Below are 26,424 nucleotides of genomic sequence, written 5' to 3'. Positions count from 1 at the left end.
TCAGCCGGCCAGCGCCGCGTCCACCACGTCCTTGGCCTCCTCCTGGACCCGGCGGAGGTGGTCGGGGCCGAGGAACGACTCGGCGTAGATCTTGTAGACGTCCTCGGTGCCCGACGGGCGGGCCGCGAACCACGCGTTGGCGGTGGTGACCTTGATCCCGCCGATGGACGCGCCGTTGCCCGGGGCCTCGGTGAGCACGCCGGTGACCGCCTCCCCGGCCAGGGTGTCGGCGGTGACCTGCGCGGGCGAGAGCCTGCCGAGCAGCGCCTTCTCCTCCCGGGTGGCCACGGCGTCGATACGGGCGTAGGCGGGCGAGCCGAAGCGTTCCGTCAGTCCGGCGTAGTGCTCGGACGGCGTCTTTCCGGTGACCGCCGTGATCTCGGAGGCCAGCAGCGCCAGGATGATGCCGTCCTTGTCCGTGGTCCAGACGGAGCCGTCCCGGCGCAGGAAGGACGCGCCCGCCGACTCCTCGCCGCCGAAGCCGAGCGAGCCGTCGACCAGCCCGTCCACGAACCACTTGAAGCCGACGGGCACCTCGACCAGCCGGCGCCCGAGGTCGGCGGCGACCCGGTCGATCATCGAGGAGGACACCAGCGTCTTGCCGATGCCCGCGGCGGCGGGCCACTGCTCGCGGTGCGCGAAGAGATAGGCGATGGCGGCGGCCAGGTAGTGGTTGGGGTTCATCAGGCCCGCGTCCGGGGTGACGATGCCGTGCCGGTCGGCGTCGGCGTCGTTGCCCGTGGCGATGCGGAAGCGGTCCCGCTGGTCGATGAGGGAGGCCATCGCGTACGGCGACGAGCAGTCCATGCGGATCTTGCCGTCCCAGTCGAGCGTCATGAACCGCCAGGTGGGGTCGGTGAGCGGGTTGACGACCGTCAGGTCGAGCCGGTGCTGTTCGGCGATCCGGCCCCAGTAGGCGACGGAGGCCCCGCCGAGCGGGTCGGCGCCGATCCGGACGCCGGCCGCGCGGATCGCGTCCAGGTCGAGGACGTTCGGCAGATCGGCGACGTATGTGCCGAGGAAGTCGTAGCGGTCGGTCGTGGGCGCGGCGAGCGCCCGGGCGTAGGGGACGCGCCGGACGTCCTTCAGGCCGGCCGCGATGATCTCGTTGGCCCGGTCCTGGATCCAGGAGGTGGCGTCGGAGCCGGCGGGGCCGCCGCTCGGCGGGTTGTACTTGAACCCGCCGTCGGCGGGCGGGTTGTGCGACGGGGTGACGACCACGCCGTCGGCGAGGGCGGCGGCGCGCCCGCGGTTGTGGGTGAGGATCGCGTGCGACACGGCGGGCGTGGGCGTGTAGCCGTCGGCGTCGTCGATGAGCACGGTCACGCCGTTGGCCGCGAAGACCTCCAGGGCGGTGACCCGGGCGGGCTCGGACAGGGCGTGGCTGTCGGCGCCGAGGAAGAGGGGGCCGTCGGTGCCCTGGGCCGCGCGGTACTCGCAGATCGCCTGGCTGGTGGCGGCGATGTGGTCCTCGTTGAACGCCGTGTTGAGCGAGGACCCGCGGTGCCCGGAGGTGCCGAACGCCACGCGCTGCGCCGGGTCGGCCGGATCGGGGTGCAGCGCGTAGTACGCGGTGACCAGCCGGGCGACGTCGACGAGATCCTCGGGGCCGGCCGCCTGGCCCGCTCGCTCGTGCTGCATGTGCCCGCTCCTCCACGTCGGTGATCATTGACCTGCGGCTCCCATCCTCCCTCGTGGGGGCGGAGGTCGGCGACCACGGGTCCGGTTTCCGTGCGGTGCGTCGGCCCGGAAGCGGGATCTGAGTAGCCGTACTCAGGCGCGGGCGTCGCCGCGCCGCGAGACTTGAGGCTCCGATCACCTTTCAGCGGGGAGGCCCCCTCGTGTTCAGCCGTGCCGTCATCGCCCTGACGCCGTTCTTCGGGCGGCTCACCGTGACCAGTGAGATCAAGCTGCGGCTGCCCGCGGGGACCATCTTCGTGGCCAACCACGACTCCATGGCCGACCCCGCCGTCGTCATGGCCGCGCTGCGGCGGTACGAGCTGGAGCCGGTGGTCATGGCGACGGCTGGGCTGTGGCGGATACCGCTGCTCGGCAGGGCGCTGACCCGCGAGGGCCACATCCCGGTCCGCCGCCGGACGGCGCACGCGGCGCTGGCGCTCGACGCCGCCGCCGAGGCGCTGGCCGGCGGGCGGCACGTCCTGCTCTACGGCGAGGGCGGGCTGCCGCGCCGCCGGGACGCCGGGGCGACGCCGCCCGAGGCGTTCCGCACCGGCCTCGCCCGACTGGCGCAGTCGACGGGTGCGCTGGTCGTACCGGTGGGGCACGCGGGCGCCCGCCGCATCGCCTCGGGCTCCACGGCGAAGCAACTGGCGGGCACTCTGACGGCCCCGATCCGCCGCCCGCACTGCCACGTCCACCTCGGCGCGCCGCTGCGCCTGCCCAAGGAGACGGAGAGCGGCACGACAGCCGCCCAGCGCGCGGTCACCACCGCCTGGCGCACGGCAGCCCGCGCCGTCGGAGAACACCCGAAGTAAGAGCGACCGGCACACAGTTGCGGCCCCGGCCGCCCGCAAGGCCGAACAACAGCACGACGGCAGCCCGACGGAGCGCTCCGCTGGAAGTGCCGCGACGTGCCGTCGTTCCGCCGCGGCGCCGTCGTGGCCGGTCGCGCAGATCACCGCGCCCCTTCAGGGCGCTGCCCAACCGCAGCCGACTTCCCCCAACCCGCTCGGCACACCGAACGCGGCGCTGTCGTTTTGCTGCCGCGCCATCGTGGCCGGTCGCGCAGTTCCCCGCGCCCCTTCAGGGCGCTACCTCACCGCAACCGACCTCCCCGACCCGCTCGGCACGCCGAACACGGCGCTGTCGTTCCGCCGCCGCGCCGTCGTGGCCGGTCGCGCAGTTCCCCGCGCCCCCTTCGGGGCGCTGCCGGCTTGCCCAGCCCCGGCTGCCGCTACGGCCGTCGGGGGCTCGGCGGCGCCGTGCTGTCGCGGAGTACCAGCCGGGTGGGCACCAGCGTCGTTCCCCGTTCCGAGCCGTCCGGGCGCATCTTGCGGAGCACGGCCTGGACGCAGAGGCGGCCGACCTCGGCGAAGTCCTGGTGCAGGGTGGTGAGCGGGGGCAGGAAGGAACCCGCCTCGGGGATGTCGTCGAAGCCGATGACGCTGACGTCCTCCGGCACCCGGCGGCCCCGTTCGTGCAGGGCGCGCAGCAAGCCCAGGGCCATCTGGTCGTTGGCCGCGAAGATCGCCGTGCACTCCTGGCGGGCCGCGAGTTCGAGGCCCGCCCGGTAGCCGGACTCCGCCGACCAGTCGCCCCGGACGAGCGGCGGCGGGGTGCGGCCCGCCTCGGCGAGGGCGGCACGCCAGGCGTCCGCGCGGCGCTGTGCGGCGAACGAGTCCGCGGGGCCGCCCAGGTGCCAGACGGCCTCGTGGCCGAGGTCGAGAAGATGCTGGACGGCGGTGCGGGTGCCGCCGGCCTGGTCGGTGTCGACGACGGTGTAGTGGTCGCCGGCGTCGGAGTCGACCACCACCACCTGGACGTGCGGCGGGAGTTTGACGGTCGCCGCGTCCAGCAGATGCACCTCCATGATGACGATGACCGCGTCGACGGCGAGTTCCTCCAGCCGGGAGAACGCGCCGCGCACCTCGTCGGTGGTGGGGACGGCCACCGGGAGCAGCGTCACCGCGTACCCTTCGGCGGCCGCCGAGGTGGCGATGGCCTCCAGGGTGCGTACGTTGCCGGTGGTGGACAGCGTGAAGGTGATCACGCCGATGGTGCGGAACTCCCCGCGCTTGAGGGCGCGGGCGGCGCTGTTGGGCCGGTAGCCGAGTTCCTTCATGGCCTCGAGCACCTGCCGCCGGGTCTCCTCGTTCACCCCCGCGTAACCGTTGGAGACGCGGGAGACGGTCTGCGAGGACACCCCGGCAAGCCGTGCGACGTCCGCCATGGAGGCCGTGGCCCGATGGCGTCCCGACGCCCTCGCCGGTGTTCTTTCAGCCATGTCCACTCGGTGGGCCCACCTCTCTGTCGGCTCGGGTGTCATGGACTCTTCAGATGCCCTTGACCATCGTTATCGGGGCAGTGTAGACATGCCGCCATCAGATGTTTACGTAAACATAACAGTTCATCGAGCCTCTTGCGTGGCTGATGTTTACGTAAACATCATGGTGCCGGTGGGGCTTCCGGAATTCTCCGTGCAACACCTACCGGTTCCAGGACTGGACGAGCGAGGAACGACATGACGACGCTGCAACCGCCGGCGGCCGCCGAGCCGCGGCCGGCACCCCCGCCGGCGAAACGGGACCGCCGATCCTGGACGGGGTGGGGCTTCATCGGCCCCTTCGTGGCCGTGTTCGCCCTGGTGTTCCTGGCTCCGATCGCGTACTCGATCTACCTGAGCCTGTTCCGGGACCAGTTGATCGGCGGCAATCAGTTCGTCGGCCTGGACAACTACACACGGGCCTTCCAGGACGACGCGTTCTGGGCGGCCGTCGGCCGGGTGGCGCTCTTCCTGGTGATCCAGGTGCCGATCATGCTGGGCATCGCCCTGCTGGTGGCGCTGGCGCTGGACAGCGGCCGGCTCTACGGCAAGAGCTTCTTCCGGATCACGATCTTCCTGCCGTACGCCGTGCCCGCCGTGGTCGCCACCCTGATGTGGGGCTTCATGTACGGCACCAAGTACGGCCTGGTGGGCGACATCAACTCCGCATTCGGTGTCACCCTGCCCGACCTGTTCTCCCCCGGCTGGATCCTCGCCTCCATCGGCAACATCGTGACCTGGGAGTTCGTCGGGTACAACATGCTGATCTTCTACTCGGCGCTGCGGGTCATCCCGACCTCGCTGTACGAGGCGGCGGAGATCGACGGCGCCGGTCAGTGGCGGATCATCAGCTCGATCAAACTGCCCGCGATCCGGGGCGCGATCGTCATCGCGACGATCTTCTCGATCATCGGCAGCTTCCAGCTCTTCAACGAGCCGAGCATCCTGCGTCCACTGGCGCCGAACGCCATCACCACGGACTACACGCCGAACTTCTACACGTACTCGCTGTCCTTCAACGGCCAGCAGCACAACTACTCCGCGACGGTGGCCATCATCATGGGCGTCATCACGATGATCGTCGCCTACGTCGTCCAGCTGCGCGGCATGCGCAAGGGAGCGTGACCCCGATGAGCACCTCTGTCACCTCCTCCCCCGCGAAGAACACCGCCCCCAAGCTGCGGACCCCCCGTAAGGCGCACAACCCCGGCAAGCCGAAGCGCAATGTGCTGCTGACGGGGCTGATGGCCCTGATGGTCCTCTACACCGTGGTCCCGCTGATCTGGCTGGTCATCAACGCCACGAAGACCCAGGCGGGCCTGGCCGACTCCAACGGCCTGTGGTTCGCCGACGACTTCGCCCTGTGGGACAACATCCGGGACACCTTCACCTACCACGACGGCATCTTCGGCCGCTGGCTGCTGAACACCCTGCTGTACGTGGTGCTCGGCGCGGGCGGCGCGACGCTGCTGGCCGTGCTGGGCGGGTACGCGCTGGCGAAGTTCCAGTTCCCCGGCAAGCGCGCGATCTTCGCCGTGGTGATCGGCGCGGTGGCCGTGCCGGCCACGGCGCTGGCGGTGCCGACGTTCCTGATGTTCAGCAAGATGGGACTCACCGACACCCCCTGGGCAGTGATCATCCCCTCGCTGGTGTCGCCGTTCGGCCTCTATCTGATGTGGGTGTTCGCCGCGGAGGCGATCCCGACCGAGCTGCTGGAGGCGGCCCGGATGGACGGGGCGGGCGAGGCGCGGATCTTCTTCCGGGTCGTGCTGCCGCTGCTGGCCCCCGGGATCGTGACCGTGCTGCTGTTCACCACGGTCGCCACCTGGAACAACTACTTCCTCCCGCTGATCATGCTGAAGGACCCCGACTGGTACCCGCTGACGCTGGGTCTGGGGGCCTGGAGCTCCCAGGCCCAGACCATCGGCGGCGACGTGATCTTCAACCTCGTGATCACGGGATCCCTGCTCACGATCCTTCCCCTGATCGCCGCCTTCCTGTTCCTCCAGAAGTACTGGCAGTCCGGCCTCGCCGCCGGAAGTGTCAAGGAGTGACGGGCCGCGCTCCCCAGCCCCACATGTGAGCAACACCAGCACCACCCCAACCTGTCCCGCCCACGAAGAAGTGGAAGCAGCCCCATGCGCAGAACAACGAGCCGCATCCTGCGCGGCATCGCCCTCGTCTCCACCCTTGCCCTGGGCGCCACCGCCTGCGGCGGCTCGGACGACGACTCCGACACGAAGGCCGTCTCCGCCGGCGACATCCAGGCCGCCCTGGACAAGGGCGGCGACATCACGGTCTGGGCCTGGGAGCCCACCCTGAAGACCGTGGCCGCCGACTTCCAGAAGAAGTACCCGAAGGTCAAGGTCAACCTGGTCGGCGAGCGCTCCGGCGACAAGCACTACACCGCGCTGTCCAACGCGATCTCGGCCGGCAAGGGCGTCCCGGACGTCGCCCAGGTCGAGTACTTCGCGCTCGGCCAGTACTCCCTGACCAAGGGCCTGACCGACCTGGCCCCCTACGGCGCCGACAAGCTCGCCTCGAAGTACACGCCCGGCCCGTGGAACGCGGTCAGCGACGGCGACAAGGTCTACGGCCTGCCGATGGACTCGGGCCCGATGGCGCTGTTCTACAACAAGACGGTCTTCGACAAGCACAAGATCGCCGTCCCGACCACCTGGGACGAGTACCTGGACGCGGCCCGCAAGCTCCACAAGGCCGACCCCAAGGCCTACATCGCCAACGACACCGGTGACGCGGGCTTCACCACCTCCCTGCTGTGGCAGGCCGGTTCGCGCCCCTACAAGGTCGACGGCACCAAGGTCGCCATCAACTTCGACGACGCCGGCGCCAAAAAGTTCGAGACGGTCTGGCAGACGCTGATCGACGAGAAGCTGCTCGCCCCGGTCACCGGCTGGACCGACGACTGGTACAAGGGTCTGGGCGACGGCTCCATCGCCACCCTGGCCACCGGCGCCTGGATGCCCGCCAACTTCGTCACCGGCGTCCCGAACGCCAAGGGCCAGTGGCGCGCGGCGGCGATGCCGGCCTGGACCGCGGGCGACAAGGCGAGCGCGGAGAACGGCGGCAGCTCGCTGGCCGTCCCGGCGCTGGCCAAGAACAAGGAACTCGCCTACGCCTTCACCGAGTACGCCAACGCCGGTGACGGCGTCGCCACCCGCGTCGGCGAGGGCGCCTTCCCCGCCACCAAGGCGGAGCTGGATTCCCCCGCGTTCCAGAGCAAGAAGTTCGACTACTTCGACGGTCAGGAAGCGAACAAGATCTTCGCCGAGTCCGCGGCCAACGTGGCGAGCGACTGGTCGTACCTCCCGTTCCAGCCGTACGCCAACTCGATCTTCAACGACACGGTCGGCAAGGCCTACGTCTCCGGCACCAAGCTGGCCGACGCTCTGAAGACCTGGCAGGACGCCTCGGTCAAGTACGGCGAGGAGCAGGGCTTCACCATCGAGAAGTAGCAGGACAGCAGGGACAGAAGTAGCAGTACAGAAGCAGTAAGCGCCGGGCGGCGCGGCACCTTGGCCGCGCCGCCCCCGTGCACCACCTTCGGAAGGACCGCCATGATCTCCACCCTCCAGTCCCGCATGCTGCGCGGGGCGGACGGTGACCCCGCCGCGCCGCGTCTGGCCTACGGCGCCGACTACAACCCCGAGCAGTGGCCCCGGGACGTGTGGGAGGAGGACGTCCGGCTGATGCAGGAGGCCGGCGTCACCGTCGTCTCCGTGGGGATCTTCTCCTGGGCCCGGATCCAGCCGGGCCCGGACACCTGGGACTTCGGCTGGCTCGACGAGGTCATGGACCTGCTGCACGCCGGCGGGATCGGCGTCGACCTGGCCACCGCCACCGCCTCCCCGCCGCCGTGGCTGACCACGGCCCATCCGGAGATCCTGCCGGTGACGGCGAACGGCGAGACGCTGTGGCCGGGCGCGCGCCAGCACTGGCGGCCCACCTCGCCCGTCTTCCGCGAGCACGCCCTGCGCCTGGTCCGAGAGATCGCGGACCGCTACAAGGACCACCCGGCCCTGGTCGCCTGGCATGTCTCCAACGAGCTGGGCTGCCACAACGTCTACGACTACTCCGACGACGCGGCCCGCGCCTTCCGCCTGTGGCTGCGCGCCCGCTACGGCACGCTCGACGCGCTCAACCACGCCTGGGGCACGGCGTTCTGGTCGCAGCGCTACAGCGACTGGGAGCAGATCCTGCCGCCGCGGCTGGCCGCCTCGCACCCCAACCCGACCCAGCAGCTGGACTTCAAGCGGTTCTCGTCGGACGCGCTGAAGGACCACCTCGTCGCCGAGCGGGAGATCCTGAAGGAGATCACGCCCGGCGTGCCGGTCACCACCAACTTCATGGTGATGGGCAACACCAAGGGCATGAACTACCCGGACTGGGCGAGCGAGATCGACTTCGTCTCCAACGACCACTACGTCCACCCCGGCCCGCAGGACCGCGACGAGCTGTCGTTCTCCGCCAACCTGACCAGCGGCATCGCCGCCGGGCGGCCCTGGTTCCTGATGGAGCACTCCACCAGCGCCGTCAACTGGCAGCCCGTCAACGTCGCCAAGCGGCCCGGCGACCTGGCCCGGGACGCGCTGCTGCACGTGGCGCACGGCGCGGACGCGGTGTGCTACTTCCAGTGGCGGCAGTCGGCGGCCGGCGCCGAGAAGTACCACTCGGCGATGGTCCCGCACGCCGGCGAGGACAGCGACCTGTTCCGCGCGGTGGCCGACCTCGGCGCCAAGCTCAAGGCCCTGGCCCCGGTGGCGGGTTCGGAGCGGGAGTCGGCGGCCGTCGGCATCCTCTACGACTGGGAGTCGTGGTGGGCCAGCGAGCAGGACTCCCACCCCACCTCGCTGCTGGACTACCGGCAGGAGGCGCTCGACTGGTACTCAGCGCTGCTCGCCCTCGGCGTGCGCGCCGACCTCGTCACCACCCGCGCCGAGCTCTCCCGCCACCAGGTGCTGATCGCGCCCGTGCTGCACGTCGTCCCCGCCGAGCTGGCGAAGGAGCTCACGCGCTACGCCGAGCAGGGCGGCCACCTGATCACCACGTACTTCTCCGGGATCGTGGACGAGAACGACCACGTCTGGCTCGGCGGCTACCCGGGCGCCCTGCGCGAGCTGCTCGGCATCCGCATCGAGGAGTTCGGCCCGCTGCTCGCCGGGCAGAGCGTGGAGCTGGACGACTCCGGCACGGGCAGCCTGTGGACGGACCGGATCACCGTCACCGACGACGACACCGAGGTCCTGGCGCACTACCGCACCGGGGACCACGCCGGACGGCCCGCCGTGACCCGCCGCCCGACCGGCGCCGGCTCGGCCTCGTACGTCTCCACCCGGCTCGGCGTCGACGGGCTGCGCTCGCTGCTGCCGCGGCTGCTGGAGCCGGCCGGCGTGCACAGCGAACTCCCGGCGCAGGCACGGGGGTCGGTCGAGCTGACCGTCCGGCGCGGCGCCGGGGAACGGTTCCTGTTCCTGGTCAACCGGACCGACGACACCGTGCGGCTCCCGGGTCTGGACGGAGCGGCGCTGATCGGCGCCGAACCCGTGGACGGCGTCCTCGTCCTCGGGCCGCGGGAAGTCGCCGTGGTGCGGCAGCCCGGCGGCTGAAGTCCCCTCACGACTCCTCGGCGCGGCACGCACCCGTGCCGAGGGCCATCCCCTCCTGCCCGCCCGGCAGGAGGGGCCCACCGCAGCGACCGCATCGCAGTTGGGAGCACAGATGGCACGCCGTACCCGCAACAGACGGACCCTCGGGGCCGCCGCACTCACCGCACTGGCCACCGGGGCCGCCCTGCTCGCCGTCCCCGTGCAGGCGCACGCCGAGGCCGCCGTCACCGTGACGCCGGACCCGTCGTACCAGCAGGAGAAGTTCGAGGGCTGGGGCACCAGCCTGGTCTGGTTCGCCAACGCCACCGGCGACTACCCGCCGGCGATCCGCGAGAAGCTCGCGAAGCTGCTGTTCGGCGACGACGGTCTCGCGCTGAACATCGCCCGGTACAACATCGGCGGCGGCAACGCGCCGGACGTGACGGACTACCTGCGGGCCGGCGGCGCGGTCGAGGGCTGGTGGAAGGCGCCCGCGGGCACCACCCGCGAGGACACCGACTGGTGGAGCGCGGACGACCCGGCGGACTGGAACAAGGACGCCGACGCCACCCAGCGGTGGTGGGTGGACCGCATCAAGAAGGACATCACCCACTGGGAGACGTTCAGCAACTCCCCGCCGTGGTTCATGACGGAGAGCGGGTACGTGTCCGGCGGCTTCAACGCCAACACCGACCAGCTGAAGGCCGACTCGGTCGACGACTTCGCCGCCTATGTGGCGGGTGCGACGAAGCGGCTGGAGAAGTCCGAGGGCATCGAGGTCGACACCGTCGACCCGTTCAACGAGCCCAACACCGGCTACTGGAGCACTCGGCTCGACGCGAACGGGCAGCCCGTCGGCGGCCGGCAGGAGGGCGCCCACATCGGGCCCGCGCTCCAGCAGAAGGTGCTCGCCGCACTGGCGCCCGCGCTGAAGAAGGCCAAGGTCAAGGCCGAGATATCGGCGATGGACGAGACCAACCCGTCGATCTTCGCGAACAACTGGAACTCGTACTCGCAGGAGTCCAAGGACCTCGTCGACCAGCTGAACGTCCACACCTACGGCACCGGGCAGCGCACCACGGCACGCGACCTCGCCAAGGCCGCCGACAAGCCGCTGTGGATGAGCGAGGTCGAGGGCGACTGGGGCGACGGGCAGAGCTTCACGGACATGCGCCCGGGCCTCGGGCTCGCCCAGCAGATCGTCAACGATCTGCGCGAACTGGAGCCCAGCGCCTGGGTGTTCTGGCAGCCGGTCGAGGACTACGACAACATGAAGCCGGGCGGCGAGTCCGCCAAGGGCGGCAACTGGGGCTCCATCCAGCTGTCGTTCGGCTGCAAGTCGACGGACACGCTGGCGTCCTGCCCGATCTACACGAACACCAAGTTCGACACGGCCCGCAACTTCACGCACTTCATCAAGCCCGGCGACAAGCTGATCAAGGTGGACGACACCTCCAGCGCCGCCGCCGTGACGAAGGACGGCAAGGGCGCCTCGCTCGTCCACGTCAACAGCACCACCGCGGCCCGCACGGTCACCCTCGATCTGTCGAAGTTCCGGAACATCAAGGGCAACGCGACCGTCACGCCGACCGTGACCAGCGCCGACGGCAAGCTCCAGCAGCAGGCCCCGGTCAAGGTCGTCGACGGCAGAGCGACCTACACCGTCCCGGCCCAGTCCGTGACCTCCTTCGCGATCAAGGGCGTCTCGGGCGTCGCGAAGAACGCCGGACTGTTCACCAAGGGCCACTCGTACACGCTGACCGGTGTGCAGAGCGGCAAGGCGGTCACCGTCTCGGCGGGCGGGACGAACCTGGTGATCGGGTCGGCCAACGGCACGGTCGCGCAGCAGTGGCAGCTGGACGCCCGGCACGGCGACAAGGGCGCCCGCCAGCGGTATGTGTTCGCCAACCCGGCCGAGGGCAAGCGACTGGCCGTCCGCAACAACGTCCCCGTGGTGGAGCCCGACACGGGCGAGCGCGACCCGGCCACCGAGTGGGTCATGTCGACCACCGGTGACGGCACGTGGACCCTGGTCAACTGGGCCACGGGACGCCTCCTGGAGGTCGGCGGCCAGGCCACCAACGAGGGCGCCGCCGTCACGACCTGGCAGGCCAACTCCGGTTCCAACCAGCGGTGGAGGGTCACGGACGTGACTCCGTGACCCCCTGACGCCACAGTGGCCCGCCGTGCGATCCCTCGCGCGGCGGGCCCTTCGCGTCAGCGTCCGGCCGGCAGCTGTGCGGGGCCCGGGATCCGTTCCAGGACCCCGCCCGCGAAGACGTCGTACAGCGGCAGCGTCTCCAGGTGGACATAGCCGATGTGGCAGTCGCAGACGGCGAGCGGGCAGGGGCGGGGGCGCAGGGCCGCAAGGTAGGAGCCGTCGTAGAGGTTGCCCAGCTCGGCGCGGACGAAGTGACAGCGGCGGACGGTCCCCTCGCCGTCGACGGAGATCACGGACTCGCCGGTGCGGCAGGGCAGTCCGGCGCTGGGGTGCGGACGACGGCTGTACGGGAAGAGCGGGTCGAGGGCGGTCCAGAGGTCGGCCTCCGCGTCGGTGTAGGTGTGCCCTTCGGCGGCGTTGATCCACAGATAGACGTGCGCGGGCAGGTCGGCGCGCAGCCGGCGGGCCGCTTCGAGGTGCTCGGCGAGGCCGACGATCCCGACGCTGAAGCGGATGCCCCGGTCCGTCAGGTCACGGCATTTGGCGAGGAAGCGGTCGTAGGGCGTCTGGCCCGGGTGGTAGGTGCACCACAGGGCGAGCGTGTCGGGGTCGGCCTCGGCCAGCCAGTCGGTGCGGCAGCTCAGGTTGGTCTGGATCGCGACCCGGCGGATGTGCGGGAGGTGGGAGAGCTCGGCGAGGGTGCGCCGGTACCAGGAGCGGACCAGGCCCTCGCCCCAGGGGGTGAAGAGGAGGGAGAGCCGGTCGTCGGTGCGGTCGGCGGCCCAGTGCGCGAAGCGCTCCAGGGCGGCGCGGTCGGCGCGCAGTTGGGCGGTGGAGTCGCGTCGCTTGGCGAACGGGCAGTAGGGGCAGTCGTAGTCGCAGGAGGCGAGGGGGCCGCGGTAGAGGAGGGTCAGGTCCATGACGGCCGGCTCACTTCCGCTCGTAGGCGGCCATGGCGCTGCGGACGGCCGCGGAGAACAGCTCGGGGCCGATGGCGTCGGAGTGGGCGAGGCCCTCGGGGGTGAGCCGCAGGGTCGTCGGGTCGGCGTCGGTCAGCCAGCCGCGGTCGGCGATGCGTTCGAGTTCGGGGCCGAAGTCGTCGGCGGGCGCGCGGCCGGCGAAGCGGGCACGGTAGTCGTCGAGGCGCAGGCCCTCGGCCTGGAGCAGCGACTGCAGGAGGTGCCGTCGGCGGGCCTCGTGGGCGTCCATGGCATAGCCGACGTGCGCATGGGCGAAGTCGGCGGCGGCGGTGGAGACGTAGTCGTCGATGATGCCCCGGATCTGGTGCATGTCGACGGCGTAGTCGAAGGAATAGTGCAGGCCGGCCGTGTAGGAGCGGGCGCCGCAGCCGAGGCCGATCATGCCGTCGGTCTGGCAGGCGTAGTCGTCGGCGCCCTGCGGCGGGGCGTCCGTGCGGCGGAACATGCGCATGGACTGCTGGGTGTAGCCGTGGCCGAGGAGGTGGTCGCGGCCCGCGCGGTAGAGGCGCAGCCGCTGTTCGTCCCAGTCCGGGTCGGGGCCGGTCCGCCGTCTGTCCAGGCCGGTGAGGGGGCGGACGTAGAGGGGGTAGAGGTAGAGCTCCTCGGGGCGCCAGGCGAGGGCCGCGTCGAGGGAGTGGAGCCAGGTGTGCTCGGTCTGGCCGTCGATGCCGTAGATGAGGTCGATGTTGAGGACCGGGATGCCGGCGTCGCGGATACGGGTGAGGGCCGCTTCGACCTCGGCGCGGCGCTGCGGGCGGACGGCGGCGCGGGCCTCGGAGTCGACGAAGCTCTGCACGCCCAGGCTCAGTCGGGTGGCGCCCCGGTCGGCCAGTACGGCGAGGCGGTCGGCGGTGGCCGTGGCGGGCGAGGCCTCGACGGACAGGGGGACCGCGCGCAGGTCGGCGCCCATGCGGTGCTCGGCGATGTCGCACAGGCGCTCCAGCTCGCCGGCGGTGAGGAAGGTGGGGGTGCCGCCGCCGAAGGCCGCCGTGGCGAACCGGACGTCGCCGGCGTCGCCCAGCGCCGCGCGTACGGCGGTGGCCTGGCGTTCCAGGGCGTCGAGGTAGGCGCCGGTCAGGCCGTCGGGGGCGCTGATGCGGGTGAAGAGGTTGCAGAAGCCGCAGCGGACCTCGCAGAACGGTATGTGCAGGTAGAGGGAGAGCGCGTCCTTGGGCTCGGCCGCCCACAGGTCCCGCAGCAGGGGCCGCTCCTCGAGTGCGCGGTACGCCGTCTTGTGCGGGTAGGCGTAGACGTAGTGCTGGTAGGGGCTGGTGAGTTGGGCGGTGGTCATACGGCGGCCTCGGCGGGGTCGGCGGGGTCGAGGAAGAAGTGGGCGTACGGCACGGTCCACACGGACGCGTGGCCGAGGCGGTGGCCGGTGTAGCCGTCGTCGCCGTAGGCGGTGCCGTGGTCGGAGCAGACGATCGCGAAGCAGCGGCGTCTGCTGCTCGCGGCGGCGAAGAGCCGCCCGATGTGCCGGTCCACGTACTCCAGGGCGGCGGCGTGGGTGGCGCGGGTGTCTCCGGCCTCGCGGGTCGCGCCGGGCAGATGGAACCAGTTCGGCTGGTGCAGCGCGGAGACGTTGACGAAGAGAAACAGCCTTTGTTCTGCGGGGAGTTGAGCGACGACCTGTTCGGCTTGGGCGACCTGGTTCTCGAAGGAGGCGGGTGAGGTGACGCCGAACTCCGGTGTCCAGTGGGACTCGTGGAACAGGCCGGGCAGCACCGACCCCAGCGGGCCCTGCCGGTTGAAGAAGCCCACGCCTCCGATGCAGACGGTGTGGTAGCCGTCCGCGGCCAGGCCGGAGACGAGGTCGGGGGTGTCGTAGACGTACGTTCCCCCGGCGGTCGTCTCGCTGCCCGCGAAGCTCGCCGCGAACAGCCGGGGGTGCGGTCCGGGGGCGGCCGGGGTCGGCAGGAAACCGGCGAAGATCGCCTGGTGCGAGGCGTAGGTGAAGCTGCCCGGGGCGTGCCGCTCCTCCCAGCGGCCGCCGGGGAGGTGACGGGCCAGGTTCGGGATGCGGCCGGCCGCCGCCAGCTCGACGGCGACGTCGTACCGGAGCGTGTCGAGGGTGACGAGGAGCAGGTCGTGGCTGCCCACCACCTCGTTCATGTCCGGCTCAGGCATGGGTTGTCCCGGCGTGGGTTGTCCCGGCGTGGGCTGTTCCGGCGTGGGCTGTTCCGGCGTGGGCTGTTCGAGCAAGGGGTGTTCCGGCAAGGGGTGTTGCGACAAGGGGTGTTCCTGTTCTGGGCCGGCTTTCGTGCCGGGCGGAGTCGCGTAGGACGGCGGCCACCTGGGCGGCGTACGTGTCGAGGCCCTCCGCGCCACTGCCGGGCAGCCCGGTGAGCCGGGGCAGCAGGTCGCCGAAGGCGTTGACCTCGCCGATCGCGGCGCCGCGCCAGCCGACGGCCGGCAGCAGGTCGACGCCGACGCACAGGGTGCGCGGGAAACAGGCGGCGGCCCGCTCGCACACGCCGAGCACGTCGGCCCAGCGCGCGCCGGCCGCCTCGAAGGACCGCCGGACCTCGTCGAGATCGCCCCGACGGCCGCCGAGGTGGAGGTTGGTCATGGGTGAGCGGCTGGTGCGGACGACCGCATGGGTGGCCCGGCCGGCCACGACGACGACCCGCAGATCGGCGGCCCGGCCCTCCTGGGAGGCCTTCGGCAGCCAGCGTTCGAGGTGCAGTCCGTCCGGGGCGAGCGCGTCGACGATCGCGGCGATGTCGGCCTCGCGCTCATAGCGGCGGACCTTGAGGGAGTTGTAGAGGCGGCCGTCGGCGGCGAGTTCCACGGAGGTGGTGGCTCTGACGCGGCCGCCGCCGCCCGACTCGACGGCCAGGACGCCCGACGCCGACGACCCGTGCGGAGGCTTCACGAACAGCCGGGGCATCCGGTGCTCGCGCATCGCCGCCCGTACGTCGTCCCAGCCGCGCACCGGCGTGGCCGTGGGACCCGAGGTGGGTGAGGCCGGGACCGGGACGCCCGCGGCGTCGAGGACGCCGTGGCAGAGCCGTTTGTCGAACAGCACGGCGAGTTCGTCGGGGTCGTCGAGGCGGACGCCGCCGCGCAGCGTGCGCACCGCGGCGGTGAAGCGGGCGTACCAGCGGGCCGAGCCCGCGACCAGGGTGGGGTCCTGGGCGCCGCGCAGCAGCCGGTCGACTTCGGTGTTCTCGCCGGGCGAGTCGATCCGGACGATGTCGTCGGCGGCGAACTCGGCTCCGCCCGCGCGCAGTACGTCCGTCCAGGCGACGACCCGCGGGGCGGGCAGACCGGCCGCGCGCACCGCGTCCTCGAACAGGGCGACCCGACGGTTCTCGGGGTTGCCTACGACCGCGAACCGGGGCCCCGGCGCATTCACCGGCGGCGACACAGTGCCCATGGGTGTGCTGCTCACTCCCCCACGGCCACGTAGCGCCAGACCGTGCCGTCGTCTTCCGCGTCCTCTTCGGCGTCGCCGCGGTCGAGGTCCACTTCGACGCCGGCCGGCTCCAGGGTCTGCCGGATCCGCTGCATGAGCGGTTCGCTCAGGTAGTGGTGGTGCAGGTCGAGCTTCGCGAGGTGGCTGAGCGGCTGGCCGCCGAGCAGGGCCGCCGCGCCCTCGTCGGTCAGGACGCCCATGGAGAGGTCCAGCGTCTCCAGCCGGGCCACGACGGGGGCGGCGGCGACCGCGGCGGCCACCGCGTCCTGCATTTCGCTGTTGCGCAGGGCCAGGTGACGCAGGCTCGGCAGCCGGGCGCCGGACAGGATCGGCTCCAGGTCGGCCGGCTCGCTGTCGCCGCCGTACTGAGGGGTGCCCAGCCACAGGTCGAGGCGGACCAGGGCGGGCAGGTCGCTGCCGCCGACTCCGCGCACCACCTCCGCGGGCAGCCCGCCCGTCTCCACCACGAGGCTGCGCAGCGCGCCGTGGCTCAGCGCGGTGAGACCGAGCCCGGTCCCGCCGCGCACGCCGAACTCCTCCAGCGCGGGGAACGCGGCCAGGAGGGGGGTGACGTCGGTCTGGTTGATCCAGGAGATCTCGCACTCCTCCCCGACCATGTCCCCGAGGAACAGGGCCCGCAGGGCGGGGAGGCGGTCCCGGGCCGCCGTCAGCGCCTCGATGATCTCGGAGGGGTCCTCCTCGTAGGCGTCCTCCCAGGCCCCGACGATCAGGGCTTTCACCCGGGTGGTGTCGACGGCGGCGCAGAAGCGGGCGAACACGTCCGTCCACTTCTCCTCGGCGTCGTAGGCCGCGCCGGAGATGCGCCAGGCGACGGCGTCCGGTTCGACGGGGCGCGGCTGGTGCTTGATGCCGGGGAACGTGTACGCGGGCAGCCCGTACAGCGCGTCGAGGTGGTCACCGATGGTCATGGGGCTGCTCCTGGGAGGAAAAGGCGTGCGGTCGTGATGTGTTCGCAGTTCTACCAACAGGCACTGACAACGCCCCTCGGCGGGGCCTCGGGTTCGGGGGCGTTGTCAGTGGCGGCCCGTACGGTCGTGGTTCTGAGGCCGGTGCGCTGTGCACCCGGCGGGAGGGGAGTGCCATGTACCGGCAGGGAGACGTGTTGATCGTGCCCGTCGCCGAGGAGGCGGTGCCGCCGCAGGTGGCGGTCGCGCCGCGGGAGCGGCGGGATGCGCGGGGCCGGCTCGTGCTGGCCCTGGGCGAGGTGACGGGACACGCCCACGCGGTGGTGGGCCCGGGTGATCTGGTGCGCGAGCCCGGGCCGTTCGGTCCGCTGCTGCTGCATCTGCCGCAGGGCGGCCGGGTGGTCCATGAGGAGCATGCGGCGATCGCATTGCCGAAGGGGTGGTTCCGGGTGATCCGGCAGCGGGAGTACGTGCCCGGATCCGTGCGGATCGTGGCGGACTGAACAGCGGGTGGGGGACGGACGGATGACGACCACGGAGATTCCTGAGGCCGTGCAGGCAGCGCAGGCACTGGAGGCAGCGGCAGCAGTGGAAGCGACGGTGGCAGAGGAGGCAGCGGTGGCGATGGAGGCAGCGGTGGCAGTGGTGGCGGGCACCTCCTCCGACGATGTGCGCGACTGGCGGGCCTGTGCCGCGGCGACCGGGCCCGCCGACCGCGCGGCCGCCGAGGAGGGCGTGCGCCGGGCCTACCGGCAGGCCGGCCTCGCCGAGCCGGAGCTGGTGGTGTGGGCCGGTTCGCCGCGCGAGGCCGTCACGCTGGTCCGGGACCTGGCGGACAAGGGCGCGAGTGTGCGGGAGGCCGTGCGCAGCGTTCCCTGGGCCCGTGAACGGCAGCGGCTGCACACGGAGTTGGGCCCGGCGGGCTGGGCCGCGCACTGGGCTGCCACGGGCGGCGGCCTGTGGGAGTCCACACAGGCGCTCGTCGACCGGATCCGGGCCGGGGTGCTGGAGGAGCTGGTCGGCGCGGACACCGGGAAGGAGGCCACGCAGGTCCGGCTGATCCTGCTGGACGCCGTGCTCGGCCAGCACGACGCGCCGTGGCTCGCCGCGTTCCCGACCGACCGCGGCCCGCTCGAAGGGCTGGCCGCGGTCAGCCGCAACGCCGGCTGGTGGTGGCCGTTCGCCCGCGTGGCGGTGGTGTGCGAACGGCCCGTCGCCCTGCACCGCGACGAGGCGGGCCGGCTGGACCACGGAGACGGCCCGGCGCTGGCCTACCCCGACGGTTTCGCCCTGTACGCCTGGCGCGGGATGCCGGTGCCGGCCGACTTCCTCGCCGAGTTGCCGACGCTCGTCCCGGACCGGATCCGGTCCGAGGAGAACGCCGAACTACGCCGGGTCATGCTGGAGTACTACGGCTACGACCGCTATCTGGCGGACTCCGGCGCGCGTCACGTCCACCGCGACGAGTCGGGCACGCTGTGGCGGATCGACCTTGCGGACGACGAGCCCGTCGTCATGGTGGAGGTCCTCAACTCCACGCCGGAGCCGGACGGGACCCGTCGCACGTACTGGCTGCGGGTACCGCCGGCGACCCGGACGGCGAGAGAGGGCGTCGCCTGGACGTTCGGACTCGACCCCGACGTGTACGCGCCCGTGCGGGAGACGTGAGACGGGCGGCTCTCAGGCCTGGGCGGCGCGGGCCAGCACGTCCTCGACCTGCTCGGTGACCGCCGCCCAGTCGGCGGGCCGCAGGCCGTCCAGGTCGGTGCCGGCCAGCTCGTCGAGCACCTGCTCGGCATCGCTGTCGTAGGGCACGCTCTCGCTGGTCACCTCGTACCCGTCGCGTACGGCCACCCTGACCGTGCCGGGGCCGTCGCCCTCGGCGTGCACCGCGGCGGCGACGACCAGGGGCGGCGGGCCGCCCGCCTCGCCCTCCACCTTGCGGTAGCCGCTGGCCAGGGGCGTACGCCAGCGCAGAGCGAGCAGCACATGGCGCTTCGCCAACAGCTCGCTCAGGTCGGTGTCGTAGACGCCGTCGGGGTCCAGTACGGTCGCCCGGGCGTCGAGGACGAGGGCCGCCGGGAGCATGCAGCGCAGGGTGCTGCCGACGATGTTGCCGCCGACCGTGGCCGCCCGGCGCACCGCGCCCGTGCCCACGCCGGAGGCCGCCCGGTGCAGCACCTCGGGCACGGTCGTATCGACGCGGTGCAGCAGCACGGCGCCCCCGAGTTCCTCGGGGCCGACCACGCCCGCTTCCGGCAGGTCGCGCAGGGAGACGGCCTGCTCGGGGAAGCCGTCCCGCTGCCAGCCGGCCCATACCAGCGTGGCGCCGCCTATCGGTACCGCTCCCTCGGCCAGACACCGCTGTGCTTCGGCTATGGAGGAGGGAAGACGCAACTGCACGACAACCAACCTGCCTTCCCGGGTAGTTCGTGGGGAGGAGCCTGTCACTCACCCGCATGATCATTGGCAGAATGGATTCTGCCCAGGCGTGCGGGGGCGCATACAGGGCTCATGGCTGCATCTCTCGCAACGTCGAATTGCGTTGCGGCCGGTCCCGTCCGCCCGGACCCTGGGCACCATGTCCTACCTCTTGCGTCCCGCCGCGCTCTCCGACGCGCCCGCCGTCACCGACCTGCTCAACGAGATCGACGTGCTGGAGATCGGCCGTCCCGAGACGGATCTGCACGTGGTCGAGGCGGATCTGAAGCGCGCGGACACCGATCTCGCGCAGGACTCGTGGCTCGCCTTCGACGGGGACCGGCTGGTGGTCTACGGGCTGCTGTGGGACGAGTCGGCGGGCGAGCGGATCGACGTCGACCACTATGTGCTGCCCGCTCACCAGGAGGCCGGGAAGCTCGTCCTGGAGGCGATGGAGGCCAGGGCGCTGGGCAAGGCACGGGAGAACGGCGCCGGGCGCGCGGTGGTGCATCTGCATCTGAACGTGCGGCCGACGCTGGACACCGCGCTGCTGCGCGAGCGCGGCTGGTCCGCGGTCCGCCGCCATCATGTGCTGCGCCGTACCGTGGACGCGGCGACCGACCGCGCCCCGCAGCCGCCCGCGGGGGTGCGGCTGCGGCCCTGCGCCACCGAGGCGGACCGGGTCCGCGTCCACGAGCTCCACCAGGCCACTTTCGCGGAGCACTACGACTTCCAGCCCCGCGCGTACCGGCAGTGGCTGGGCGACATCGACGCCGAGGGGCTGGACTGGTCGCTGGTGTGGATCGTCGCCACGGACGACCTCGGGGACGCGGGGTTCCTGCTGGCCCGCGACGACCGGGAGGCCATGGGGTGGATCCGCAACATCGGCGTCGTGCCAGGAGCCCGCGGCCGCGGGCTGGCCGGGCTCCTGCTGGGGCACGCCTTCGCCGCGTTCGCCGCCCGGGGCCGGGACACGGTGGGGTTGGGCGTGGACACCGCCAACACCACCGGTGCTCCGCGGCTGTACGCACGCAACGGGATGACCGTCCACTTCGCCGTGGACACCTGGGAGGCGGTCCTGCGCTGAACCACCCCCCGGGTCTGTCCGGCCGCCGCGCTCAGCCGTTCGAGGCCAGCCAGGGCTGCGGGTCGGCGTAGTAGCCGTCGTAGACCACCTCGAAGTGGAGGTGCGGGCCGGTGGACAGGCCGGTGGAGCCGACCCGGCCGATCGGGGCGCCGGTCTGCACCCGCTGTCCGACGGCGACCTCGATGGCGGACAGATGGCTGTACGTCGTCTGCAGCGGCTTGCCGTCGATCGCGCCGTGGTCGACGACGATGCGGTTGCCGTACGCCCTGGTCATGGCCGCGAAGACGACCGTGCCCTCGCGCGCCGACGAGACCTGGGCGCCCTGGGGAGCGCCGAAGTCCACGCCGGTGTGGAGCTTGGTCACGCCGGTGAGGGGGTGCTGGCGGGAACCGAACGGGGAGGTGATGGTGAGGGCGGTGACGGGCGCGGCCAGGATCGCGTTCGCGGGCGCGTCGCCGGCGGAGTCGTCCCGGTCGAACTCCTCGTACCGTGCGAACAGGGCCTTGACCTCGGCGAGGTAGGTCTGTGCCTCGGCGGGCACCTTCCCTGCCCCGGCGACCGCGTCCGTGCCGACCGCGTAGGCGGCGAGGGTCAGATCCACGAGTTCGCCGGAGACGGTCCCGTCGGTCCTGAGGTCGGTGATCTTCTCGGCGAGGGAGCAGTCCTGCCGGCCCAGCGCCATGATCGCGTCGGCCTGATCGAGCGGCGAGGAGCTGCCGTTGCCGTCGTCGTCCTTGCCCCAGGTCCGCCATTCGGCGTCCGTATAGGCGGCGATGCCCTGCTGCCGGGAGGCAGTGGCGGCGGCGGTGGCCGTGGTGGTGGCGGAGCCGTTGTCCCAGCCGGAGAGCTGGTCGATCTGGGCGGCGAGGAGGGACGGGGTGACGACCGTGCAGGCCTCGGCCGCCTTGCGCAGCCAGGGCCCGTACGCCTTGTCTACGCCGTTCGCGGCGGACTGCTGCGGGCCTTCGTCCTGCACCCAGTCCGTGGGCAGGCCGCCGGTGAGGGCGAGGAATCCGGCCACCACCGACAGCGTCAGCAGGCCCGGCAGCACCATCAGGGTGAAGGCGCCGGGTCCGCGTCGACGCGGGGGCGGGGCGGAAGGCCGGGGAGACGGCGGGGGCGGCGGGGGCGGAGTCGCCGGTTCGTCGGTGGCCGTGCGGGTCTCGACGGCATGTTCGTCGCTCACGCGGAGAACTCCGGACGGTCCGTCACGAGCCGGTCCGGGAAAGTGCTGTTGTTCACGGCCGGACGTTAGTCCGCCGCCCGGCGCACGTCACCGGACGCGGGGGCAGACCCGCTGTCCGCAGGGGCAGACCTGACCGCCGGCCGTCCGTCAGGGGCCCTGGGCTGTCGGAGGGGCTTGATAGAACAGGCGGCGCACGGGCCGGATCAGTCGTCGCCGGCCGCCGCACCGCACGGAAGGCTCCTGCCTTGACCCTGAGTCACATATCGGAACTGCACGGTCTGCCGGTCCACGACTTCCCGCTGCCCGGCCACGCCCCGGACCTGCCGGCGGCGGACTCCGTCGCCTGGAAGATCTCCTGGCACGAGGGGGTCGGGGACGAGGACGACTACGCCGAGTGCTGGGACCGGTTCCTGAAGACCGTGGACCCGGCGGGCGTACGGGCCCTGGTCCTCGGGGCAGGGGCCTACGGCACCGAGAACGACGCCGCCGACCCGCGCGAGGCCGCCGAGCGGCTCGCCGCGGCGGCGGACCGGCTCACCGGTCTTCGGGCGCTGTACCTCGCCGATCTCGAATTCGAGGAGTCCGAGCTCTCCTGGATCGTCCAGGACGACGTCAGCCAGTTCCTCGCCCCGTTCCCGAAGCTGGAGGAACTCGGCGTGCGCGGTTCGGGCAACGGCTTCGGCGGCGGCACGGGGCTCGAGTTCAAGCCCCTGCGCCATGACGGCCTGCGCATCCTGCGCTTCGAGAACGGCGGGCTGCCCGCCCATGTGGTGCACGGGCTCGCCGCCTCCGAGCTGCCCGCGCTGGAGCACCTGGACATCTGGCTGGGAGAGGAGTGGTACGGCCGCTCCACGACCGTCGCCGACCTCGCGCCGATCCTGGACGGCTCCCGGTTCCCCGCGCTGCGCCGGCTGGGCCTGCAGAACGCCGACATCCAGGACGAGATAGCCGCCGCCGTGGCCTCGGCGCCGGTCGTCGCCCGGCTCACGGCGCTGCACCTGGGCCGCGGGACGCTCGGCGACGCCGGCGCCGAGGCCCTCCTGAGCGGTCAGCCCCTGCTCCACCTCGAGGAGTTGGACCTGACGCACCACTATCTGTCGGACGCCATGATGGAGCGGGTGCGGCAGGCCCTGGAGCCCCACGGGGTGCGGGTCGACCTCTCCGAGCAGGAGCGTCCGGAGGAGGACGGCACGCGGTACGTGGTCGCCGGCGAGTGACCGCCGGCGACCGCGGTCTCACCCCACGACGACGAGCAGGTCGCCGCCCTCCACCTGCTGGATCCGGTTGATGGCCAGCCGCGACACCGTTCCGGCGTTCGGGGCGGTGATCGTGGCCTCCATCTTCATCGCCTCGATGGTGGCGACCGTCGCGCCGGCCTCCACCGTGTCGCCCTCGGCGACCGCCAGGGTGACGACGCCCGCGAAGGGCGCGGCGACATGCCCGGGGTTGCTCCGGTCGGCCTTCTCGGTCACGGGGACGTCGGAGGCCGCCGCCTGGTCGCGGACCTGGATGGGCCGCAGTTGGCCGTTCAGGGACGACATGACGGTGCGCATGCCGCGTTCGTCGGCCTCGCCGACGGCCTGGAGCTCGATCAGCAGCCGCACGCCCGGGTCGAGGTCGACGGCGTACTCCTTGCCCGGGCGCAGGCCGTAGAAGAAGTCCTTGCTGTCGAGGACGCTGGTGTCGCCGAAGGCCTGGCGGTGGGTCTCGAAGTCACGCGTCGGGCCGGGGAAGAGCAGCCGGTTGAGGGTGCTGCGGCGGCTCTTCTCCAGGCCCTCGCGGTCCTCGGTGGTGAGTTCCTGCACGGGCTTGGCCTCGGCGCGGCCCTGCAGCGCCTTGCTGCGGAACGGCTCGGGCCAGCCGCCGGGCGGGGTGCCGAGCTCGCCGCGCAGGAAGCCGATGACGGAGTCGGGGATGTCGTAGCGGTCGGGGGTCGCCTCGAAGTCCTGCGGGGAGACGCCGGCGCCGACCAGGTGCAGGGCGAGGTCGCCGACCACCTTGGACGAGGGGGTGACCTTGACGAGGTGGCCGAGGATGCGGTCGGCGGCGGCGTACATCGCCTCGATGTCCTCGAAGCGGTCGCCGAGGCCGAGCGCGACGGCCTGGGTGCGCAGGTTGGAGAGCTGTCCGCCGGGGATCTCGTGGTGGTAGACGCGCCCGGTCGGGGAGGCGAGGCCCGCCTCGAAGGGGGCGTAGATCTTGCGGACGCCCTCCCAGTAGGGCTCCAGGTCCCCGACGGCCTGGAGGTCGAGCCCGGTGGGCCGCTCGGAGTGGTCGGTCGCGGCGACGATCGCCGACAGGGAGGGCTGCGAGGTGGTCCCGGCCATGGAGGCCACGGCGCCGTCGACGGCGTCCGCACCGGCCTGGATCGCGGCCAGGTAGGTGGCGAGCTGGCCGCCCGCGGTGTCATGGGTGTGCAGGTGCACGGGCAGCTCGAACTCGCGGCGCAGCGCGGAGACGAGCTTGGCGGCGGCCGGGGCGCGCAGCAGGCCGGCCATGTCCTTGACGGCCAGGACGTGGGCGCCCGCCTCGACGATCTGCTCGGCCAGCCGCAGGTAGTAGTCGAGGGTGTAGAGGCGCTCGTTCGGGTCGGACAGGTCGGAGGTGTAGCAGAGGGCGACCTCGGCGACGGCCGTCCCGGTCTCGCGGACGGCGTCGATGGCGGGCCGCATCTGGCCGACGTCGTTGAGCGCGTCGAAGATGCGGAAGACGTCGATGCCGGTGGCGGCGGCCTCCTGCACGAAGGCGTCGGTGACCTCGGTCGGGTAGGGGGTGTACCCGACGGTGTTGCGGCCGCGCAGCAGCATCTGGAGGCAGATGTTGGGCACGGCCTCGCGCAGGGCGGCGAGGCGTTCCCACGGGTCTTCGGCGAGGAAGCGCAGGGCGACGTCGTAGGTGGCGCCGCCCCAGCACTCCAGGGAGAGCAGGCCCGGCAGGGTCCGGGCGACCAGCGGGGCGGAGGCCAGCAGGTCCTTGGTGCGGACCCGGGTGGCGAGCAGGGACTGGTGGGCGTCGCGGAAGGTGGTGTCGGTGACGCCGATGGTCGGCGACTCGCGCAGCCAGCGGGCGAAGCCCTCGGGGCCTAGGTGGACCAGGCGCTGGCGGGAGCCGGCGGGCGGCTCGCCGGCGGGCAGCGCCGGCAGCTTGGCGGTCGGGTCGATCAGCACGGGCCGCTCGCCGTGCGGCTTGTTGACGGTGACGTCGGCGAGGTAGGTCAGCAGCTTGGTGCCGCGGTCGGCGGAGGTGCGGGCGGTGAGCAGCTGCGGCCGCTGTTCGATGAACGACGTGGTGACGCGGCCGGCCTGGAAGTCGGCGTCGTCCAGGACGGCCTGGAGGAACGGGATGTTGGTGGCCACGCCGCGGATGCGGAACTCGGCCACGGCGCGCCGGGCGCGGCCGATCGCGGTCGGGAAGTCGCGGCCCCGGCAGGTCAGCTTGACCAGCATGGAGTCGAAGTGCGCGCTGATCTCGGTACCGGCGTGGGTGGTGCCGCCGTCGAGGCGGATGCCGGAGCCGCCGGGCGAGCGGTAGGCGCTGATGCGGCCGGTGTCCGGGCGGAAGCCGTTGGCGGGGTCCTCGGTGGTGATCCGGCACTGCAGGGCCGCGCCGTGCAGCTTCACGGTCTCCTGTGAGAGGCCGAGGTCGGCGAGGGTCTCGCCGGCGGCGATGCGCAGCTGGGCCTGGACCAGGTCGACGTCGGTGACCTCCTCGGTCACCGTGTGCTCGACCTGGATGCGCGGGTTCATCTCGATGAAGACGTGGTGGCCGGCGGGGTCGAGGAGGAACTCGACGGTGCCGGCGTTGCGGTAGCCGATCTCGCGGGCGAAGCGGACGGCGTCGGCGCAGATCCGGCTCCGCAGTTCGGGGTCGAGGTTGGGCGCGGGGGCCAGCTCGATGACCTTCTGGTGCCGGCGCTGGACCGAGCAGTCCCGTTCGAAGAGGTGGATGACGTTGCCCTCGCCGTCGGCGAGGATCTGCACCTCGATGTGGCGGGGGTCGACGACGGCCTTCTCCAGGAAGACGGTGGGGTCGCCGAAGGCGGAGGCGGCCTCGCGGGAGGCGGCCTCGATGGACTCGCGCAGGACGGCCGGGTCCTCGACGCGGCGCATGCCGCGCCCGCCGCCGCCGGCGACCGCCTTCACGAACACGGGGAAGCCGATCTCCTCGGCGGCCCGGACGAGTTCGTCGACGTCGTTGGAGGGGGCGGAGGAGCCGAGCACGGGCACGCCCGCGGCGCGGGCCGCGGCCACCGCGCTCGCCTTGTTGCCGGTCAGTTCGAGGGTGCGGGCGTCGGGTCCGACGAACGTGATGCCGGCCTCTTCGCACGCCCGCGCGAGTTCGGGGTTCTCGGAGAGGAACCCGTAGCCCGGGTAGACGGCGTCGGCGCCCGCGCGGCGCGCGGCGCCGACGATCTCGTCCACGGAGAGGTAGGCGCGCACGGGATGCCCGGGTTCGCCGATCTCGTAGGCCTCGTCGGCTTTCTGCCGGTGCAGCGAGTTGCGGTCCTCGTGCGGGAAGACGGCGACCGTGCGCGCGCCCAGCTCGTAGCCGGCGCGGAATGCACGGATCGCGATCTCGCCGCGGTTGGCGACCAGCACCTTGCGGAACATCCTGGACCCCTTCAGCCTGACGGTGA

20 protein-coding genes are annotated in these 26,424 nt (G+C 72.1%); 10 read left to right on the top strand and 10 right to left on the bottom strand.

Annotated elements, in window-relative coordinates; translation table 11 throughout:
* Window positions 1-1,641, bottom strand: coding sequence for a phosphoglucomutase (alpha-D-glucose-1,6-bisphosphate-dependent) (gene pgm / locus ACWCPF_RS36170; RefSeq protein WP_451049352.1), 1,641 nt, complete (start codon window positions 1,639-1,641; stop codon window positions 1-3).
* Window positions 1,642-1,841: 200 nt separating this feature from the next.
* On the opposite strand from pgm, the gene ACWCPF_RS36165 reads away from it, so the two are divergent.
* Complete coding sequence (locus tag ACWCPF_RS36165; protein WP_451049351.1) at window positions 1,842-2,495, top strand: lysophospholipid acyltransferase family protein; 654 nt, start codon at window positions 1,842-1,844, stop codon at window positions 2,493-2,495.
* A 419-nt stretch (window positions 2,496-2,914) separates the two neighbouring features.
* On the opposite strand, the gene ACWCPF_RS36160 is transcribed toward ACWCPF_RS36165, so the two are convergent.
* A complete protein-coding gene (locus ACWCPF_RS36160) occupies window positions 2,915-3,964 on the bottom strand; it encodes a LacI family DNA-binding transcriptional regulator (protein ID WP_451049350.1) in 1,050 nt (349 codons plus the stop codon).
* 237 nt (window positions 3,965-4,201) lie between these two features.
* Between ACWCPF_RS36160 and ACWCPF_RS36155 the strand changes: the two genes are divergently transcribed.
* From ACWCPF_RS36155 to ACWCPF_RS36135, 5 genes are all read left to right on the top strand, one after another.
* Window positions 4,202-5,128 carry a carbohydrate ABC transporter permease gene (locus ACWCPF_RS36155; protein WP_451049349.1) on the top strand — a complete coding sequence of 309 codons (927 nt, stop codon included), beginning with the start codon at window positions 4,202-4,204 and terminating at the stop codon, window positions 5,126-5,128.
* A gap of 5 nt (window positions 5,129-5,133) precedes the next feature.
* Window positions 5,134-6,057, top strand: a complete 924-nt coding sequence (locus ACWCPF_RS36150) for a carbohydrate ABC transporter permease (protein ID WP_451049348.1) — start codon at window positions 5,134-5,136, stop codon at window positions 6,055-6,057.
* Window positions 6,058-6,141: 84 nt separating this feature from the next.
* Complete coding sequence (locus tag ACWCPF_RS36145) at window positions 6,142-7,479, top strand: ABC transporter substrate-binding protein (protein ID WP_451049347.1); 1,338 nt, start codon at window positions 6,142-6,144, stop codon at window positions 7,477-7,479.
* A 102-nt stretch (window positions 7,480-7,581) separates the two neighbouring features.
* On the top strand, window positions 7,582-9,630 hold the full coding sequence (locus ACWCPF_RS36140) for a beta-galactosidase (RefSeq protein ID WP_451049346.1): 2,049 nt from the start codon (window positions 7,582-7,584) through the stop codon (window positions 9,628-9,630).
* A 112-nt stretch (window positions 9,631-9,742) separates the two neighbouring features.
* A complete protein-coding gene (locus tag ACWCPF_RS36135; RefSeq protein ID WP_451049345.1) occupies window positions 9,743-11,770 on the top strand; it encodes a glycoside hydrolase in 2,028 nt (675 codons plus the stop codon).
* 56 nt (window positions 11,771-11,826) lie between these two features.
* Here the strand turns inward: ACWCPF_RS36135 and ACWCPF_RS36130 are convergent, their stop codons facing one another.
* From ACWCPF_RS36130 to ACWCPF_RS36110, 5 genes are read right to left on the bottom strand one after another with little or no spacing between them, the layout of a single operon-like run.
* Window positions 11,827-12,690 (bottom strand): STM4011 family radical SAM protein, encoded by an 864-nt coding sequence (locus ACWCPF_RS36130; protein WP_451049344.1) that lies wholly within the window; start codon window positions 12,688-12,690, stop codon window positions 11,827-11,829.
* 10 nt (window positions 12,691-12,700) lie between these two features.
* Window positions 12,701-14,041 (bottom strand): STM4012 family radical SAM protein, encoded by a 1,341-nt coding sequence (locus ACWCPF_RS36125; protein ID WP_451049343.1) that lies wholly within the window; start codon window positions 14,039-14,041, stop codon window positions 12,701-12,703.
* Complete coding sequence (locus ACWCPF_RS36120) at window positions 14,038-14,862, bottom strand: STM4013/SEN3800 family hydrolase (RefSeq protein WP_451049382.1); 825 nt, start codon at window positions 14,860-14,862, stop codon at window positions 14,038-14,040. The genes ACWCPF_RS36125 and ACWCPF_RS36120 overlap by 4 nt, the downstream gene beginning before the upstream one ends.
* Before the next feature lie 7 nt (window positions 14,863-14,869).
* Window positions 14,870-16,129, bottom strand: coding sequence for an STM4014 family protein (locus ACWCPF_RS36115; protein WP_451049342.1), 1,260 nt, complete (start codon window positions 16,127-16,129; stop codon window positions 14,870-14,872).
* Between the two features lie 11 nt (window positions 16,130-16,140).
* The gene (locus tag ACWCPF_RS36110) at window positions 16,141-17,097 is read right to left on the bottom strand and encodes an STM4015 family protein (RefSeq protein WP_451049341.1); all 957 of its coding nucleotides are present in this window, start codon (window positions 17,095-17,097) and stop codon (window positions 16,141-16,143) included.
* 173 nt (window positions 17,098-17,270) lie between these two features.
* Between ACWCPF_RS36110 and ACWCPF_RS36105 the strand changes: the two genes are divergently transcribed.
* Complete coding sequence (locus ACWCPF_RS36105; RefSeq protein WP_451049340.1) at window positions 17,271-17,597, top strand: hypothetical protein; 327 nt, start codon at window positions 17,271-17,273, stop codon at window positions 17,595-17,597.
* Window positions 17,598-17,718: 121 nt separating this feature from the next.
* Complete coding sequence (locus tag ACWCPF_RS36100; protein WP_451049381.1) at window positions 17,719-18,762, top strand: DUF6745 domain-containing protein; 1,044 nt, start codon at window positions 17,719-17,721, stop codon at window positions 18,760-18,762.
* A 12-nt stretch (window positions 18,763-18,774) separates the two neighbouring features.
* On the opposite strand, the gene ACWCPF_RS36095 is transcribed toward ACWCPF_RS36100, so the two are convergent.
* Window positions 18,775-19,497, bottom strand: coding sequence for an FAD binding domain-containing protein (locus ACWCPF_RS36095; protein ID WP_451049339.1), 723 nt, complete (start codon window positions 19,495-19,497; stop codon window positions 18,775-18,777).
* A 178-nt stretch (window positions 19,498-19,675) separates the two neighbouring features.
* Here ACWCPF_RS36095 and ACWCPF_RS36090 point away from each other — a divergent pair, with 178 nt between their 5' ends.
* On the top strand, window positions 19,676-20,602 hold the full coding sequence (locus ACWCPF_RS36090) for a GNAT family N-acetyltransferase (protein WP_451049338.1): 927 nt from the start codon (window positions 19,676-19,678) through the stop codon (window positions 20,600-20,602).
* Window positions 20,603-20,633: 31 nt separating this feature from the next.
* Here ACWCPF_RS36090 and ACWCPF_RS36085 read toward each other — a convergent pair whose 3' ends face one another.
* Window positions 20,634-21,788: a M23 family metallopeptidase gene (locus tag ACWCPF_RS36085; RefSeq protein WP_451049337.1), complete on the bottom strand. Its 1,155-nt coding sequence runs from the start codon at window positions 21,786-21,788 to the stop codon at window positions 20,634-20,636.
* A gap of 245 nt (window positions 21,789-22,033) precedes the next feature.
* Between ACWCPF_RS36085 and ACWCPF_RS36080 the strand changes: the two genes are divergently transcribed.
* A complete protein-coding gene (locus tag ACWCPF_RS36080) occupies window positions 22,034-23,005 on the top strand; it encodes an STM4015 family protein (RefSeq protein ID WP_451049336.1) in 972 nt (323 codons plus the stop codon).
* A gap of 18 nt (window positions 23,006-23,023) precedes the next feature.
* On the opposite strand, the gene ACWCPF_RS36075 is transcribed toward ACWCPF_RS36080, so the two are convergent.
* Window positions 23,024-26,398 carry a pyruvate carboxylase gene (locus ACWCPF_RS36075; RefSeq protein ID WP_451049335.1) on the bottom strand — a complete coding sequence of 1,125 codons (3,375 nt, stop codon included), beginning with the start codon at window positions 26,396-26,398 and terminating at the stop codon, window positions 23,024-23,026.
* Window positions 26,399-26,424: the final 26 nt, after the last annotated feature.

The sequence above is a fragment of the Streptomyces sp. NPDC001858 genome (assembly GCF_053594615.1).
Note: the sequence above shows the minus strand (reverse complement) of the source record. Positions and strands in the feature narration are given on the sequence as shown.